Annotated in this window: 14 protein-coding genes; 8 read left to right on the top strand and 6 right to left on the bottom strand. The window is 70.3% G+C overall.

Features of this window, described 5'->3' with window-relative positions:
• Positions 1-8: 8 nt before the first annotated feature.
• The 3 genes from NA3_RS01205 to NA3_RS01195 all read right to left on the bottom strand — a co-directional run bounded on the left by NA3_RS01205 (position 9) and on the right by NA3_RS01195 (position 1,812).
• Entirely contained in the window at positions 9-323 is a 315-nt protein-coding gene (locus NA3_RS01205) for a WXG100 family type VII secretion target (protein ID WP_062961713.1), read from the bottom strand.
• Positions 320-847, bottom strand: coding sequence for a YbaB/EbfC family nucleoid-associated protein (locus NA3_RS01200; RefSeq protein WP_062961712.1), 528 nt, complete (start codon positions 845-847; stop codon positions 320-322). Before NA3_RS01200 ends, NA3_RS01205 begins: the two co-directional genes overlap by 4 nt.
• A gap of 98 nt (positions 848-945) precedes the next feature.
• On the bottom strand, positions 946-1,812 hold the full coding sequence (locus NA3_RS01195; RefSeq protein WP_062961711.1) for a dienelactone hydrolase family protein: 867 nt from the start codon (positions 1,810-1,812) through the stop codon (positions 946-948).
• Between the two features lie 130 nt (positions 1,813-1,942).
• On the opposite strand from NA3_RS01195, the gene glmS reads away from it, so the two are divergent.
• A complete protein-coding gene (gene glmS, locus NA3_RS01190) occupies positions 1,943-3,811 on the top strand; it encodes a glutamine--fructose-6-phosphate transaminase (isomerizing) (protein ID WP_062961710.1) in 1,869 nt (622 codons plus the stop codon).
• 21 nt (positions 3,812-3,832) lie between these two features.
• Here glmS and NA3_RS01185 read toward each other — a convergent pair whose 3' ends face one another.
• On the bottom strand, positions 3,833-4,267 hold the full coding sequence (locus tag NA3_RS01185) for a plastocyanin/azurin family copper-binding protein (protein ID WP_062961709.1): 435 nt from the start codon (positions 4,265-4,267) through the stop codon (positions 3,833-3,835).
• A 151-nt stretch (positions 4,268-4,418) separates the two neighbouring features.
• Here NA3_RS01185 and NA3_RS01180 point away from each other — a divergent pair, with 151 nt between their 5' ends.
• Positions 4,419-5,948, top strand: a complete 1,530-nt coding sequence (locus NA3_RS01180) for an NAD(P)H-hydrate dehydratase (RefSeq protein WP_227995376.1) — start codon at positions 4,419-4,421, stop codon at positions 5,946-5,948.
• 58 nt (positions 5,949-6,006) lie between these two features.
• Here the strand turns inward: NA3_RS01180 and NA3_RS01175 are convergent, their stop codons facing one another.
• Positions 6,007-6,825 carry an SDR family oxidoreductase gene (locus tag NA3_RS01175; RefSeq protein WP_062961708.1) on the bottom strand — a complete coding sequence of 273 codons (819 nt, stop codon included), beginning with the start codon at positions 6,823-6,825 and terminating at the stop codon, positions 6,007-6,009.
• Positions 6,826-6,986: 161 nt separating this feature from the next.
• On the opposite strand from NA3_RS01175, the gene alr reads away from it, so the two are divergent.
• The 6 genes from alr to tsaD all read left to right on the top strand — a co-directional run bounded on the left by alr (position 6,987) and on the right by tsaD (position 12,257).
• Positions 6,987-8,129, top strand: coding sequence for an alanine racemase (alr, locus tag NA3_RS01170; protein ID WP_227995375.1), 1,143 nt, complete (start codon positions 6,987-6,989; stop codon positions 8,127-8,129).
• A complete protein-coding gene (locus tag NA3_RS01165; protein WP_062961707.1) occupies positions 8,129-9,259 on the top strand; it encodes an alpha/beta fold hydrolase in 1,131 nt (376 codons plus the stop codon). Before alr ends, NA3_RS01165 begins: the two co-directional genes overlap by 1 nt.
• Positions 9,252-9,737 carry a tRNA (adenosine(37)-N6)-threonylcarbamoyltransferase complex ATPase subunit type 1 TsaE gene (tsaE, locus tag NA3_RS01160; RefSeq protein WP_062961706.1) on the top strand — a complete coding sequence of 162 codons (486 nt, stop codon included), beginning with the start codon at positions 9,252-9,254 and terminating at the stop codon, positions 9,735-9,737. Before NA3_RS01165 ends, tsaE begins: the two co-directional genes overlap by 8 nt.
• A 269-nt stretch (positions 9,738-10,006) precedes the next feature.
• Complete coding sequence (gene tsaB, locus NA3_RS01155) at positions 10,007-10,696, top strand: tRNA (adenosine(37)-N6)-threonylcarbamoyltransferase complex dimerization subunit type 1 TsaB (RefSeq protein WP_062961705.1); 690 nt, start codon at positions 10,007-10,009, stop codon at positions 10,694-10,696.
• A complete protein-coding gene (rimI, locus tag NA3_RS01150; protein WP_062961704.1) occupies positions 10,693-11,226 on the top strand; it encodes a ribosomal protein S18-alanine N-acetyltransferase in 534 nt (177 codons plus the stop codon). The genes tsaB and rimI overlap by 4 nt, the downstream gene beginning before the upstream one ends.
• Positions 11,223-12,257, top strand: a complete 1,035-nt coding sequence (gene tsaD / locus NA3_RS01145; RefSeq protein WP_062961703.1) for a tRNA (adenosine(37)-N6)-threonylcarbamoyltransferase complex transferase subunit TsaD — start codon at positions 11,223-11,225, stop codon at positions 12,255-12,257. The genes rimI and tsaD overlap by 4 nt, the downstream gene beginning before the upstream one ends.
• 26 nt (positions 12,258-12,283) lie before the next feature.
• On the opposite strand, the gene NA3_RS01140 is transcribed toward tsaD, so the two are convergent.
• The gene (locus NA3_RS01140) at positions 12,284-13,858 is read right to left on the bottom strand and encodes a DUF7159 family protein (protein ID WP_128145086.1); all 1,575 of its coding nucleotides are present in this window, start codon (positions 13,856-13,858) and stop codon (positions 12,284-12,286) included.
• Between the last annotated feature and the right edge of the window lie 112 nt (positions 13,859-13,970).

Here is a 13,970-nt window from a genome sequence, read left to right as displayed (position 1 = left end):
CGCGCGGATCAGAATTGGGTCTGGGTGATCGCGCCGGCGTTGGATTGGTCCTGCGCCTGCAGCGTTTCGGCAGCGGAGCGCATATTGCCCGCCATACTGCTGAGAATCGCGGCGAGGTTGCTGCCGGTCGTGACGGCCTTACCGGCCGGGTCGACGTACCCCTTCGCGAACTTCCCGCCGATTTCGTCGTCACCCCAGCATTCGCCCTCGGCCTCGACGATCCGCTTCAGGTTCTGCACCGCGGTGATCACCCGGTCCGAGACGTCGTTGTAGCGGGGCTCGGTCGCCCGCAGGGCGGCCGGATCGACCTTGAACGTGCTCATCGCTCCCCCCGCAGGTAGCCGCGGTTGCGGTAATAGTCGTCCTCGTCCTCGTCGTCGAACGCCCTGGGCTCCGACGAGTCCGGTTGCGCCGGTGTGCTCGCCGCCGGATCGGGCAGCAGCGTGTTCATCAGATCCTTGATGCTGGGCGCGCCCGGAAGGATGTCGGAGAGGTCGGGTACGTCACCGGCGACGTCCTGGATCGGCGCCAATGCCTGCTGCGACAACTCGCCGGCGCGGCGAGCGGCGGCCTGCGCGGCCTCGGCCATCGACCTCCCGAGTTTCTCCGGGGTCGACCGCTTGAACGCCTCAGGTTCCAGATGGACCTCCACCACCACGCCCGCGACATTGGCGACGACGCGGACCAGATTGTCCGCGGACCAGGCCTCGGCTGTCGTCGCGGCCAACCGCTCCTGCACATCGGCGAGTTCGCGCTTCTGCTGTTCGAAGGTGGCCAGAAGGGAATCGACCTCCAGTCGCAACGCCTCGTTCCGCGCCCGCGCGGCCTCCTGCTCGGCGTCCGCCATCTGTCCACCCCTCCGTCGAAAACCAGCCGTCAACATATCCGACGCGGCCCGGCGAGGATCGGTTCCCACCGTTCTCGTGCGCGCCGGGCGACGGCCTTCTACTTGCGCAGTGCGCGGGCTACCTGGACGAGCTGCAGGGGCGAAACATGTTCGGGCTCGGGCTCTTCGGTGGCTTCCGGGTCGACTGCGGAGGTGTGCGGGATGTCGGCTTCCGGGTCGGCGAAGGGCTGGTACTTCTTGTCGCCCAGGAGTTGGTAGCTGAGGTAGCCGACCAGGAGGGCGCGGGTGATGCGTTCGGTCTTGGGTTCGTACTTGGCGGCGCCGAGGGCGGCCAGGGCGCGGCGGCCCTCGACGATGCCGTTGTGGGTGGCCTTGTCGACGGTGCGCAGTGACATCGGCCCGCCCCAGGCGGTGGCGAGGGGCTGCGCGGTGCAGTTGCCGGTGGAGATGTCGGCACCGCCGGCGACGATGAGGGCCGGGGTGTCGATGCGGGGGGCGAGGGCTTCCGCGCTCGGGGCGGTGGGTGCCGGATAGAGGGCCGCCACGGCGCCGACCTTGCGTTGCGAGGCGGCGATGACGGCGGCGCCCGCGCCCATCCCGTGCCCCGCCAGGGCGAGCTTGTCCGGATGCACGCTGATCTTGCCGCTGCCCAGCCGCACGCCCGCGCAGATGTCGAGGGTGGTGAGCAGGTCGGTGGCCAGGTTCAGGTGCGAGGGGAGCGGGCCGCGTTCGGTGTCGGGTGCGGCGGCGACGAAACCCCAGGACGCGAGGTGCTCGAGCAGTCGGCGATAGTTGCCGGCGCCGGCGAGCCAACCGTGTCCGAAGGCGACCGCGGGCAGGTTGTGGCCCTCTTCGGGGGTGTAGACCACGCCGGGCTGCCCGGCGATGCCGAGGTTGCCTCGCATCACCCGGTGCGGACCGGGGCTGGTCAGAATGCTCAGAAGCGATTTCACAGACACCGACACGGGGGTGAACTCTACCGAGCGCCGCCCGGAATGCGGCACTGTCGCGAGCGGAGCGGCCCGGACATGCCGTCACCTGCGTCGATAGCGGGCCGATTCGCGTGTCCACGCGGCCCAAGTAGGCTGGGACACCATGTGCGGAATCGTTGGCTACGTCGGGTACCGGGACGCGCTCGGCGTCGTCGTGGACGCACTGCGCCGCATGGAGTACCGGGGCTACGACTCCGCGGGCGTGGCGATCCTGGACGGCGCGGGCAGTCTCGCGGTGGAGCGCAAGGCCGGTCGGCTGGCCAATCTGGAGGCCGAGCTGGCCGAGGCCGGAACCGCCGCGTTCGCCGGTACGACCGGTATGGGGCATACCCGGTGGGCCACGCACGGCGCGCCCACCGACCGTAACGCGCACCCGCACCGCGACCTCGCGGGCCGGATCGCGGTCGTGCACAACGGCATCATCGAGAACTTCGCCCCGCTGCGGCGCGAGCTCGAGGAGTCCGGGGTCGAACTGCGCAGCGATACCGACACCGAGGTCGCCGTGCACCTGGTCGCCCAGGCCTATGCGGCCGGACCCACGGCCGGTGATTTCGTCGGCAGCGCACTGGCGGTCCTCCGACGGCTCGAGGGCGCGTTCACCCTGGTCTTCACGCATGCCGACCATCCGGGCACGATCGTGGCCGCGCGTCGCTCGACACCGCTGGTGGTCGGTGTGGGCAAGGGGGAGATGTTCATCGCCTCGGATGTGACGGCGTTCATCGAGCACACTCGCGAAGCGGTCGAGCTCGGTCAGGACCAAGCCGTCGTGATCACCGCGGACAGCTACGTGGTCACCGATTTCGCCGGCAACACCGAGGGTGTGCCGACCCGGCCGTTCACCATCGACTGGGATCTGGCCGCCGCCGAGAAGGGCGGCCACGACTACTTCATGCTCAAGGAGATCGAGGAGCAGCCCGCCGGGGTGGCCGAGACGCTGATGGGCCATTTCGACAACGGCCGCATCGTGCTGGACGAGCAGCGCCTCGCCGACCAGGAACTCCGCGAATTCGACAAGGTGTTCGTGGTGGCCTGCGGCAGTTCGTATCACGCCGGCCTCCTGGCCAAGTACGCGATCGAACATTGGACCCGGGTTCCGGTCGAGGTCGAGCTGGCCAGCGAATTCCGCTACCGCGACCCGGTCCTCGACCGGTCCACGCTGGTGGTCGCGATCTCGCAGTCCGGTGAGACCGCCGACACGCTGGAGGCGGTGCGGCACGCCAAGGAGCAGAAGGCGCGCGTGCTCGCGATCTGCAACACCAACGGCGCTCAGATTCCGCGCGAATCCGATGCCGTGGTCTACACCCGCACCGGCCCGGAGATCGGGGTCGCCTCCACCAAGGCCTTCCTCGCTCAGATCACCGCGAATTACCTTGTCGGCCTTGCCCTCGCGCAGGCGCGCGGCACCAAGTACCCGGACGAGGTGGCCCGCGAATTCGGCGAGCTGGAGGCCATGCCGAAGCTGGTGGAGCGGGTGCTCGAGACCGCGCCGCAGGTGCGCGAGATCGCCCGCCGGTTCGCGCATCAGTCGACGGTGCTGTTCCTCGGCCGCCACGTCGGCTACCCGGTCGCTCTGGAGGGTGCGCTCAAACTCAAAGAGCTGGCCTACATGCACGCCGAGGGTTTCGCCGCCGGTGAGCTCAAGCACGGCCCGATCGCGCTGATCGAGGAGGGCCTGCCGGTGATCGTGGTGATGCCCTCCCCGAAGGGACGCGCGGTGCTGCATTCGAAGCTGCTCAGCAATATCCGCGAGATCCAGGCCCGCGGCGCCCGCACCATCGTGATCGCGGAGGAGGGCGACGATACGGTCCGCCCGTTCGCCGACCATCTGATCGAGATCCCGGCAGCCCCGACCCTCTTCCAGCCGCTGCTGTCGACCGTGCCGCTGCAGATCTTCGCCGCCGAGGTGGCGCAGACCCGCGGCTACGACATCGACAAGCCACGCAACCTCGCGAAGTCGGTCACCGTCGAATAGCGGCGGGCGACGGCGTAGCGTCTACCGCACCGTGACGGTGCCGCGCATTTCGGGATGCAGCGGGCACAGGTAGCGGTAGACGCCGGGGACGGCGAAGGTGTGGCTCCACTCGCCGCCGGTGAAGATCGGGCTGTTGATGCCCATCGCCGCATCGCCGATGCCCTGCACGGCATGCGGCACCTTGTCGGAGAACTTCCAGGTCACGGTGTCGCCGGCCTGCACGGTCACGGTATCGGGGGAGAACTTCATATCCTCGACGTGCACGGTGACCGAGGCCGGTTGGGGGGAGGTCGGCGAGGCTGCCGCGGTGCCCGGCGAAGTGGCCGCCGCGGTCGTGGTCGGCGGCGTGGAAGTCGTTGTGTTCGAACCGCATCCGGCGATCAGCACGGCGGCCACCAGCGCTCCGGCGGTCGGGAGGAGACGCGCTGCGCGGGTGCGTACGGTGCTGTGTGCCATGGGTACGAGCCTAGTCCGACGGTTGCGTCCGGTTCGCCGCACCCGCGCGCGGTTCCGGCGGCGACAAGGCCGCGGGCATGCGGGAACCGGAGGCTCCGGGCGTACTCTGCTGGAGGTTGTCGATTCGAGCGCGATCCCGACGAGGAGGCGAATGATGGCACCGGCCCTGCGAGGATACTTCACCGTCGACGAGGTGCGAGCGGCCGAAGCCGACCTGTTCGAGCGGGTCGCCGCGGGGGTGCCGATGCGCCGCGCCGCATACGGATTGGCGAATGTGGTTGCGGCCGAACTGCGGGAACGAACGGGAGGGGTCACCGGGCGGTCCGTGACTCTGCTCGTCGGGTCGGGGGACAACGGCGGTGATGCGCTCTGGGCGGGCGCCGCGCTGCGCCGGCGCGGGGTGGCGGTGACGGCCGTGCTGTTGTCGCCCGAGCGAGCGCATGCGGAAGGACTCGCGGCGCTGCGCCGGGCGGGCGGGCGAATTCGTGAGGCCGGCGCCGGATCGGCCGCCGAATTGCTGGGCGCGCCGGACCTGGTGGTCGACGGCATCGTCGGAATCTCGGGCCGGGGTGCGTTGCGACCGCGGGCCGCCGAACTGGTGGCGGCGGTCGAGGCGCCGATCGTCGCCGCCGACCTGCCGAGCGGGGTCGATCCGAATACCGGTGCGGTGGACGGCCCGGCGGTGCGGGCCGCGGTGACGGTGACCTTCGGCTCGTACAAACCGGTGCACGCTCTCGCCGCGCCGTGGTGTGGGCGAATTCAGCTGATCCCCATCGGTTTACGGCTGCCCGAACCACGACTGGCCGCGCTGGAGCCGGGCTCGATCGGTCGTGACTGGCCGGTGCCCGGACCGCACGACGACAAATACACGCAGGGTGTGACCGGCATCCACGCCGGCAGCGACACCTATCCCGGTGCCGCGGTGTTGTGCACCGGCGCCGCGGTGGCCGCCACCTCCGGCATGGTGCGCTACGCCGGAACCGCGGCCGCCCAGGTTCTCGCGCAATTCCCGGAAGTCATTGCCGCCGATAGTATTTCCGGCACCGGGCGGGTGCAGTCCTGGGTGTTCGGGCCGGGGGCGGGCACCGACGACGCCGCGCGCGAGCGCCTGGCGGAAATCCTGGCCACCGATCTGCCCGTGGTGGTCGACGCCGACGGATTGACCCTGCTGGCCGCCACCCCGGAACTGGTGACCGGTCGCGGCGCGCCGACCGTATTGACCCCGCACGCAGGCGAATTCGCGCGTCTCACCGGCCGTGAAGTCGGAGCTGACCGGGTGGCGGCGGTCCGCGAACTCGCCGAGAAATGGCAGGTGACGGTCCTGTTGAAGGGACGGTCCACGCTGGTTGCCACCCCCGGCGAGCCGACGCTCGTCAACGAGGCGGGCGGCTCCTGGGCGGCCACCGCCGGCGCCGGGGACGTGCTGTCCGGAGTGATCGGCGCCCTGCTGGCGGCGGGACGGGACCCGGGGTGGGCGGCGGCGGCCGCCGCGCGCGTTCACGCCCTCGCCGCCAACCTCGCCGCCCACGCGAAGGTGGATGCGGGAGCGCCTATTTCGGCCACCCCGCTCCTGCACCGGCTACGAGCGGCGGTACGAACCCTGCGTAGTCTCGCCGAAACCGCGGACGTACTGCGGGCCGATCCGTTCCTGCCACGCGAGCTCGACGCCGAAAGACGGTAGGCGCCGGGGCGCGGAGACCGAAGCGCCGGCGGCTCGGGTCCTGCCGGTTCTCACCCGGTCAATCCCCTTGGGCCGCGAGCGTTACCGACTCCCATTCGCGCCACGTCGACAGTCGCGACTCGTAATCGGCGGTCGCGATCTGCAGCGGCGCGGCACCGAGGAACAGGCGCAAGGGCGGCTTGTCGGCGTCGACCACCGCCAGGATCGCCGCCCGTGTGGCCGTCGGCTCACCGGGTTGCTGGGCCGACCGGGTCCGACTGCGCGCCGCGCGCACCTCGTCGTATGCGGGGTTCTCCGCGCTGTGCACCGACGACGGGCCGGCCCAATCGGTGCTGAACCCGCCCGGCTCGATCAAGGTGACGTGAATGCCGAAACCGGCGACCTCCTGCGCCAGCGACTGCGAGAACCCCTCGAGCGCCCACTTCGACGCGTGATAGGCGCCGAGATTGGGGAAGGCGCTGATCCCGCCGATGCTCGACACCTGGATGATGTGGCCGCTGCCCTGCGCGCGCAGAATCGGCAGCGCCGCCTGGGTGACCCACAGTGCCCCGAAGACGTTGGTCTCGAGCTGGGCGCGGACCTCGTCCTCGGTGAGTTCTTCGATCATGCCGAAGTGGCCGTAGCCGGCGTTGTTGACCACGACGTCCAGGCGGCCGAACCGCTGGGCGGCCTCGGCGACCGCGGCGAAGTCGCCCGCGCGGTCGGTGACGTCCAGCTGCAGCGGCAGGAAGGTGTCGGGGTAGGCGGCGACGATGTCGTCGAGTGTCTCCAGCTTGCGCGCGGTTCCGGCGACCCGGTCGCCGCGCTCGAGGGCTGCCAGAGCCCATTCGCGTCCGAATCCGCGGGAGACGCCGGTGATGAACCAAACCTTGCTCATGAAACCCCTCTGGTGGATGGGTGGTGGCGGGCGGCGTATGCCCGCGTGAACCACGCTAATGAGCTGGAGTGCACTCCAAGCAAGGGGTGATTTGGGCCCGATCCGATATCACCCGGGCGCGCCGGACGGGCGCGGCGCGCCGCGTGGCAGGATCGGTAGCCGTGAGTAGCGCTGATCCGCAGGTGGAGACCGTCGTCGATCTGGATGCCATCGCACACAACGTGCGGATACTGCGCGAACACGCGGGCGATGCCGCGGTGATGGTGGTGGTGAAGGCCGACGCCTACAACCACGGCGCGGTGCAGGCCGGCCGGGCGGCATTGGCGGCGGGGGCGGCCGAACTGGGCGTGACCACCATTCCCGAGGCGCTGGAGTTGCGCGCGGCCGGTATCACCGCGCCCATCCTCAGCTGGCTCAACACCTCGGACGCCGATTACGCCGCCGCGATCGCCGCCGATATCGAGATCGGAGTCTCCTCGACCGCCCAGTTGCGGGCGGTGGAGCGCGCGGCGCGCGCGAGCGGAACGACCGCGACCGTCACGCTGAAGCTCGATACCGGCCTGAACCGCAACGGCGTCTCATCCACGGAATACCCGCACGTGCTGCGTCTGCTGCAGGAACTGGTCGCCGAGCGAGTGGTGCATCTGCGGGCGATGTTCTCCCATCTCGCTCATGCCGATCAGCCGCAGCACCCGGTCATCGACGTGCAGCGGGACAGATTCGTCGAGGCGATCGCCCTTGCCAAGGATTACGGGCTGCAGCCCGAGCTGGTGCACCTGGCCAACTCCGCGGCGACCCTCACCCGGCCCGATCTGGCGTTCGACATGGTGCGGCCCGGTATCGCCGTCTACGGCCTCAGCCCGATTCCGGAGATCTCCGACTTCGGCCTGCGCCCGGCCATGACCTTCCGGGCGCGGGTCGCCCTGGTCAAGCGAGTGGCGCAGGGCGAAGGCGTGTCCTACGGGCACGAGTGGATCGCGCCGCACGACACCACGGTGGCGCTGATTCCGGCCGGTTACGCCGACGGCGTGCCGCGCGGGCTCGGCGGCCGGATCGAGGTGCGGATCGGGGATGCGCAGTATCCCAACATCGGCCGGGTATGCATGGATCAGCTCGTCGTGGACCTCGGCGAGAACCGGCAGGGCGTGCAGGAGGGCGACAGCGCGGTGCTGTTCGGCGGGGCCCCGGGCGATCCGCACGCACAGCGGTGGGCGGAACTGATGAACACCATCCATTACGAGATCGTGTGTTCCCCGCGTGGCCGTGTCGTGCGAGGCTATACCGGACAGGCAGGGGTGGTGTGATGGAACCCGAACGGGCACATCGGTTTCGGAACGCGCGGCGGGTACGGTACACACTGCTGCGGGGCGGGGTGGCGTCGGCGACTGTGCTGGGCGCTCTGGCCGGTGCGCAGGCGCTGCGGCGAATGGGCGCCGCCGTCGCCTGGCCGGCTCGCGGGGACGATCTGCGCGACGAGGATTTCACGCTGCTGGACCGCGATCCCTCGCGCCGGGTGGTGGCCGACGACGGCGTACCGCTGGCCGCACGTGTCGTCGGCGCCGAGAATCCCGCTGCCACCGTCGTGTTCGTCCACGGCTTCTGTAACAGCATGCACTCGTTCCACTTTCAGCGCCGCGATCTGGCGCGACAGTGGGGTTCGCGGGTTCGCATGGTGTTCTTCGATCTGCGCGGGCACGGCAGCTCCGGCACGCCGAGCAGTGCGAGCTGCACGGTCGCCCAACTGGGACGCGACCTGCTGCGGGTGATCGAGGATTGTGCTCCCCACGGCCCGCTGGTGCTCGTCGGGCATTCCATGGGCGGGATGGCGATTCTCGCGGCGGCCGCCCGGGATCCCGAATTGTTCGAGCGCCGCGTGCTGGCCTCAGCGCTGCTGTCCACCACCGCGGCCGGGGTGACCCGCGCCGGCGCGGCACAGCTGTTGCGCAGTCCCGCGATCGACGGGTTCCGGGTGCTCGTCCACACCTCCCCGGCGCTGGTGCAGGCCGGACGGGTCACGGCACGTCAGCTGATCACCCCGGTCCTGCACGTCAGTTCGTTCCACGGCGACGTCAGCCCCACTCTGTCGCGGTTCACCACCTCGATGATCGATCGGACACCGGTCGAGACCATCGTGAAATTCCTCGAAGCCCTGCAGGTGCACGACGAATCGGCGGCGCTGCCGGTGCTCGCGCCGCGGCCGGCGCTGGTCGTCGGCGGCGACCACGACCTGATCATCCCGTTCCGCAATTCGCGTGCACTCGCCGCCCGGCTGCCGGACGCCGATCTGATCCGGGTCACCGACGCCGCGCACATGGTGCATCTGCAGTATCCCGAGCTGATCAACGCCGCGCTGGACCGATTGCTGTTGCGCGCGGGCGTATTCGGCGGCGCGTCCGTCGAATTCGGCGCGGGCCGGGAGGCGAGCAATGGCTGAGCGTCGCGACCGAGCCCCGGAAGAGCAGGGCGAGGCGGAGCGCCGGGAACTGCCCACGGTCGCCGATACCGAGGCGCTGGGCCGGGAACTGGCCGCCGAGCTGCGGCCCGGCGATCTGGTGGTGCTCGACGGTCCGCTGGGTGCGGGCAAGACCGCGCTGACGCGGGGGATCGCGGCCGGGCTCGGGGTCGAGGGCCGGGTCAGCTCGCCGACCTTCATCATCGCGCGGCAGCATCGCGCGGGCGCGGCGCCGGGATCGATACCGCTGGTACATGTCGACGCCTACCGGCTGGGCGGCGATCTCGACGAGCTGGACGCCCTGGATCTCGACGCCGATCTGCACGAATCGGTCGTGGTGGTCGAATGGGGTCTCGGCGTGGTCGAACATCTCGCGGACCGGCATCTGCGCGTGCGGCTGCACCGGGAAGCGGAATCGGAGACCCGCACCGCCACCTGGGAGTGGGTCGGACAGTACTGATCGGTTGTGATGCTCGCCACCGATGCGCCGCGGGCGAATACGCGGCAGCGCGGAATTCGGCCTCACCGCAGGGTCCGGACCGCAGGCCGCCGCACCGGCGCCCCGGCAGTCGTTGCGGCACTTGGTCGTTGACGAGCGCCGCGCGGCCGCCCCGTCACGACGTGCGCACATCCGACCGGCAGCGGTTTGCCCCGCAGTTGCGACATGCGGATACGCCGACGGCGCTGATGGCATACGGGAGGTGACCAACCGGTATCGTTGAGGCAATCATGCTTGTACTTGCTGTCGACACCGCGACGCCTGCCGTTACAGCAGGACTGGTGGAACTGGAGCAGGCCGCCACACAGCCGCAGGTCCGCACTCTCGCCTCCCGGGTGACCGTGGACGCGCGCGCCCACAACGAGGTGCTCACCCCGCAGATTCTGGCGTGCCTCGAGGAGGCCGACCGCACGCGCACCGATATCGGCGCGGTCGTGGTGGGTATCGGCCCCGGCCCGTTCACCGGCCTGCGGGTGGGGATGGCGACCGCCGCCGCGTTCGGTGACGCCCTGGGCCTGCCGGTGCACGGCGTCTGCAGTCTCGACGCCATCGCCGCGGAGGCATGGCGCGAGGTGCCGGGCGGCCAGGACGACCGTTCCGGCGCCGAACTGCTCGTGGTGACCGACGCCCGCCGCCGCGAGGTGTACTGGGCGCGGTACCGCCGCAGCGGGCGGGTCGACGGTCCCGGCGTGTGCAAACCCGTCGACCTGGATTCCGGGGACGCCACCGCGATCGCCGGATCACCCTCGCACGTGGACTTTTTCGATCTGCCGGTGCTGCCGGTGGAGACCCCGTCGGCGGCGGGGCTGGTGCGGTGTGCCGCCCGCGACATCCTCGCGCGCGCGACGCCGCAGCCGCTGGTCCCGCTGTATCTGCGCCGTCCCGATGCGGTCGAACGCAGCTATCAGGCGGTGCGATGAGTACCGAATCCTCGCCGGTGGTCCATATCGAACCGATGGGCCCGGCCGATATCGCGCGCTGCGTCGAACTGGAACTGCTGCTGTTTCCGGAGGACGATCCCTGGCAGGACGTGGCTTTCCGCTCGGAGCTGGCCGGTTCGCACAATCGCTATCTGGTGGCGCGTGACGACGACGGACGCATGCTCGGGTACGCGGGCATCGCGCTGCTGGGCACGCCCGACCATCCCGAGGCCGAGATCCACACCATCGGCGTCGATCCGGACGTGCACCGCGGGGGTATCGGGACCGCTCTGTTGCGGGCGTTGCTGGCCGAGGCCGGGCGGCGTGGTGGGCCGGTCTTCCTCGAGGTGCGGACCGACAATGCGCCGGCCATCGCGCTCTACGAGAAGCACGGCTTCCACATCATCGGCCTGCGCAAGAGCTACTACCAGCCCAGCGGCGCCGACGCGTTCACCATGCGCCGCCCGGCGATGACCGGGTTCCCGCATCCGGGCGCCGAGCGCGCCCACGACTCCGAGGTCCTGTCATGATCGTCCTGGGTGTCGAAAGTTCCTGTGACGAAACCGGCGTCGGCATCGTGCGCCGCCATCCGGACGGCACCTGCGAACTACTCGCCGACGAGGTCGCCTCCAGCGTCGATCAGCACGCGCGGTTCGGTGGCGTGGTTCCCGAGATCGCCTCGCGCGCCCATCTCGAGGCCATCGTGCCGGCCATGCGGCGCGCGCTGTCGACGGCGGGCATCGCCAAGCCGGATGCGCTGGCCGTCACCATCGGACCGGGGCTCGCCGGTGCGCTGCTGGTGGGCGTGGCGGCCGCGAAAGCCTATGCGGCGGCCTGGGATATCCCCCTGTACGCGTTGAACCATCTCGGCGGGCACGTCGCCGTCGACACTCTCGAACACGGTCCGATGCCGCCGTGCGTGGCCCTGCTCGTCTCCGGCGGGCACACCCATCTGCTGCACGTGACCGATCTGGCAGAGCCGATCGTCGAACTCGGCAGCACCGTCGACGATGCCGCCGGCGAGGCGTTCGACAAGGTGGCGCGGCTGTTGGACCTCGGCTTCCCGGGCGGTCCGGCGCTCGATGCCGCTGCGGTTCACGGTGATCCGGCCGCGATCGCTTTCCCGCGCGGGATGACCGGGCCGCGGGATCCGCGGTACGACTTCTCCTTCTCCGGTCTCAAGACCGCCGTCGCCCGCTACGTCGAGGCGGCCCAGCGCACCGGGACCGAACTGCCGATCCCCGATATCGCGGCCTCGTTCCAGGAGGCGGTGGCCGACGTGCTGACCATGAAGGCGGTACGCGCGGCGCAGGACGTCGGCGTGGACACGCTCGTGCTCGGTGGCGGCGCGACCGCCAACTCCCGGATCCGCTCGATGGCCGAAGAGCGGTGCGCGGCCGCCGGTCTGACCCTGCGGGTGCCGAAGCCGCGCTTGTGTACCGACAACGGCGTCATGATCGCCACCCTGGGCGCCCACGTGATCGCGGGCGGCGCCGAGCCGTCCCCGTTGACGGTCGCGACCGACCCGGGTCTTTCGGTGTCCACCAGCCAGATTCGCTGAGGCCGTCCCGAAAAGAACTCCCCGGCTCAGTCCTGAGGCCGCACGGTCGTCGTGCTGGGTGCTGCCGACCGCCCGGACGGAGCGGATTCACCCGCCTCGGCGGGCTGGGCCGGATCGGTATCCGCGGACCCGGAACTCGAATGCGGCACCGGAATTCGGGTGCTGCCCGGCTTGGTCGGCGCGGTCCCCGGGGTGGGGCTGTCCGGTGTGCTCGTACCGGGCGTAACCGGTTGCGGTGTGGTGGTTCCCAGTAGCGGTCCGAGCAGATGCGGCAGGTTGGGCAGCGGGATCTGTGGCAGATTCGGATCCGGCCGCAGTACCGGCGCACTGGTCGACGGCGTGACCGGCGGCACCTGATCGGCATTGGTGGTCGGCAGCGAGCTGCCCGGCGCCGAACTGCCCGGCGGGGTGGTGCTCGTCGGCGGATGCTCGGTCCGGCTCTGCCCGGTGCCCTCCGTCGATGTACCCGTGGGCATCGGGGACGACGACGCGGGCGGGGTGGTCAGCTGAGCACCGGTCGTCCCCGCCGGGGTCACATCCTGGTGGGCGGTGGGCACGAGCTCCTTGACGCCGTAGCCGACCACGAGACCGACCACCACGACCGCACCGACGAGGGTGCCGATCAGTTTGGTGAAGGTTCCGGCCGACCCGTCGCTACCGAGCGCGATCGGGGAGAAGGCCGAGGGCTGGGCCGTATCGGCCACCAGCGCCGCACCTTTCGCGGTCACCGCCTCCGGCTCGGGAACCGAGACCACCGGAATGTCGAGCAGTGCGCCGAGTCCCTCGACCAGCGAGGCGATATTGGCGCCGCCGCCGATGATCGCCAGCGCCTCGGGGGTTTTCGGCGCTCGTGCGAAGACCGCGCGGGCGTAGTCGGCCGCCTCGTGCAGCAGATCGGCGATCAGTTCGCCGAAATCGGCGCGGGTCAGCTTCAGCGGCTGCCCGGCGACGTGGTCGATGGTCACCGCCGGGGCGATCGACAGATGCTCCTTGGCGGCCCGGCTCCGGTTGATCAGCATGGTCCGGTTGGGCCGGGTACCCCTGCGGGCGAAATGGCAGTCCAGCAGGTGGTGGTAGATCAGCTCGTCCACCGCGGCGCCGCTGATGGTTTCGGTGCGCTCCGAACGCAGCACGGTGTCGTCGGCCAGATCGGCCACCGTGACCGTCGTACCGGAGGCGCCGAGGTCCATCACGGCCACCGTCTCGTAGCGGTCGAGGAGGCCGGTGTCACGCAAATAGGTGAGTGCCGCAGTACTTTCGGGGATGAGCTGCACATCCCGGCGCTGCTTACCGATCGCGGCGCGAATCGCCATCGCCTGCTCACGATCGCGGTAGGCGACCGCGATGGCCCCGGCCGGGACGGGCTGGGTCTGCGGCGCCGAGGCGCCGGGCGTGTGCGTGCCGACCCGGTGCAGGTAGTCGCGCGGCATCTGCGTGGTCATCAGTTCGATCGACGAGGCGACCAGATCACCCGGATCGGAATGTGCCACATCCGCCGACACGACGCGGTAATCGAAGCTCTGGGCACCGTTGGGCGCGGTGGTGACGACGGCCGAGCAGACGACTTCGTTCCCGGCGGATATACCGAGGGATGTTCGCATGTTCACCTCCCTTCTCGAGCTGGTCGAGCGGACGGCCTTGGTGGTACCGACCATCTCGAACGGACATCAGGGGCATCCGCTGTGCGGCGAATACTCCGCGCGCGGATCGGGG

Source organism: Nocardia africana NBRC 100379 (genome assembly GCF_001612635.1).
In the GTDB taxonomy this organism is placed as follows: Bacteria; Actinomycetota; Actinomycetes; order Mycobacteriales; family Mycobacteriaceae; genus Nocardia; species Nocardia africana.
Note: the sequence above shows the minus strand (reverse complement) of the source record. Positions and strands in the feature narration are given on the sequence as shown.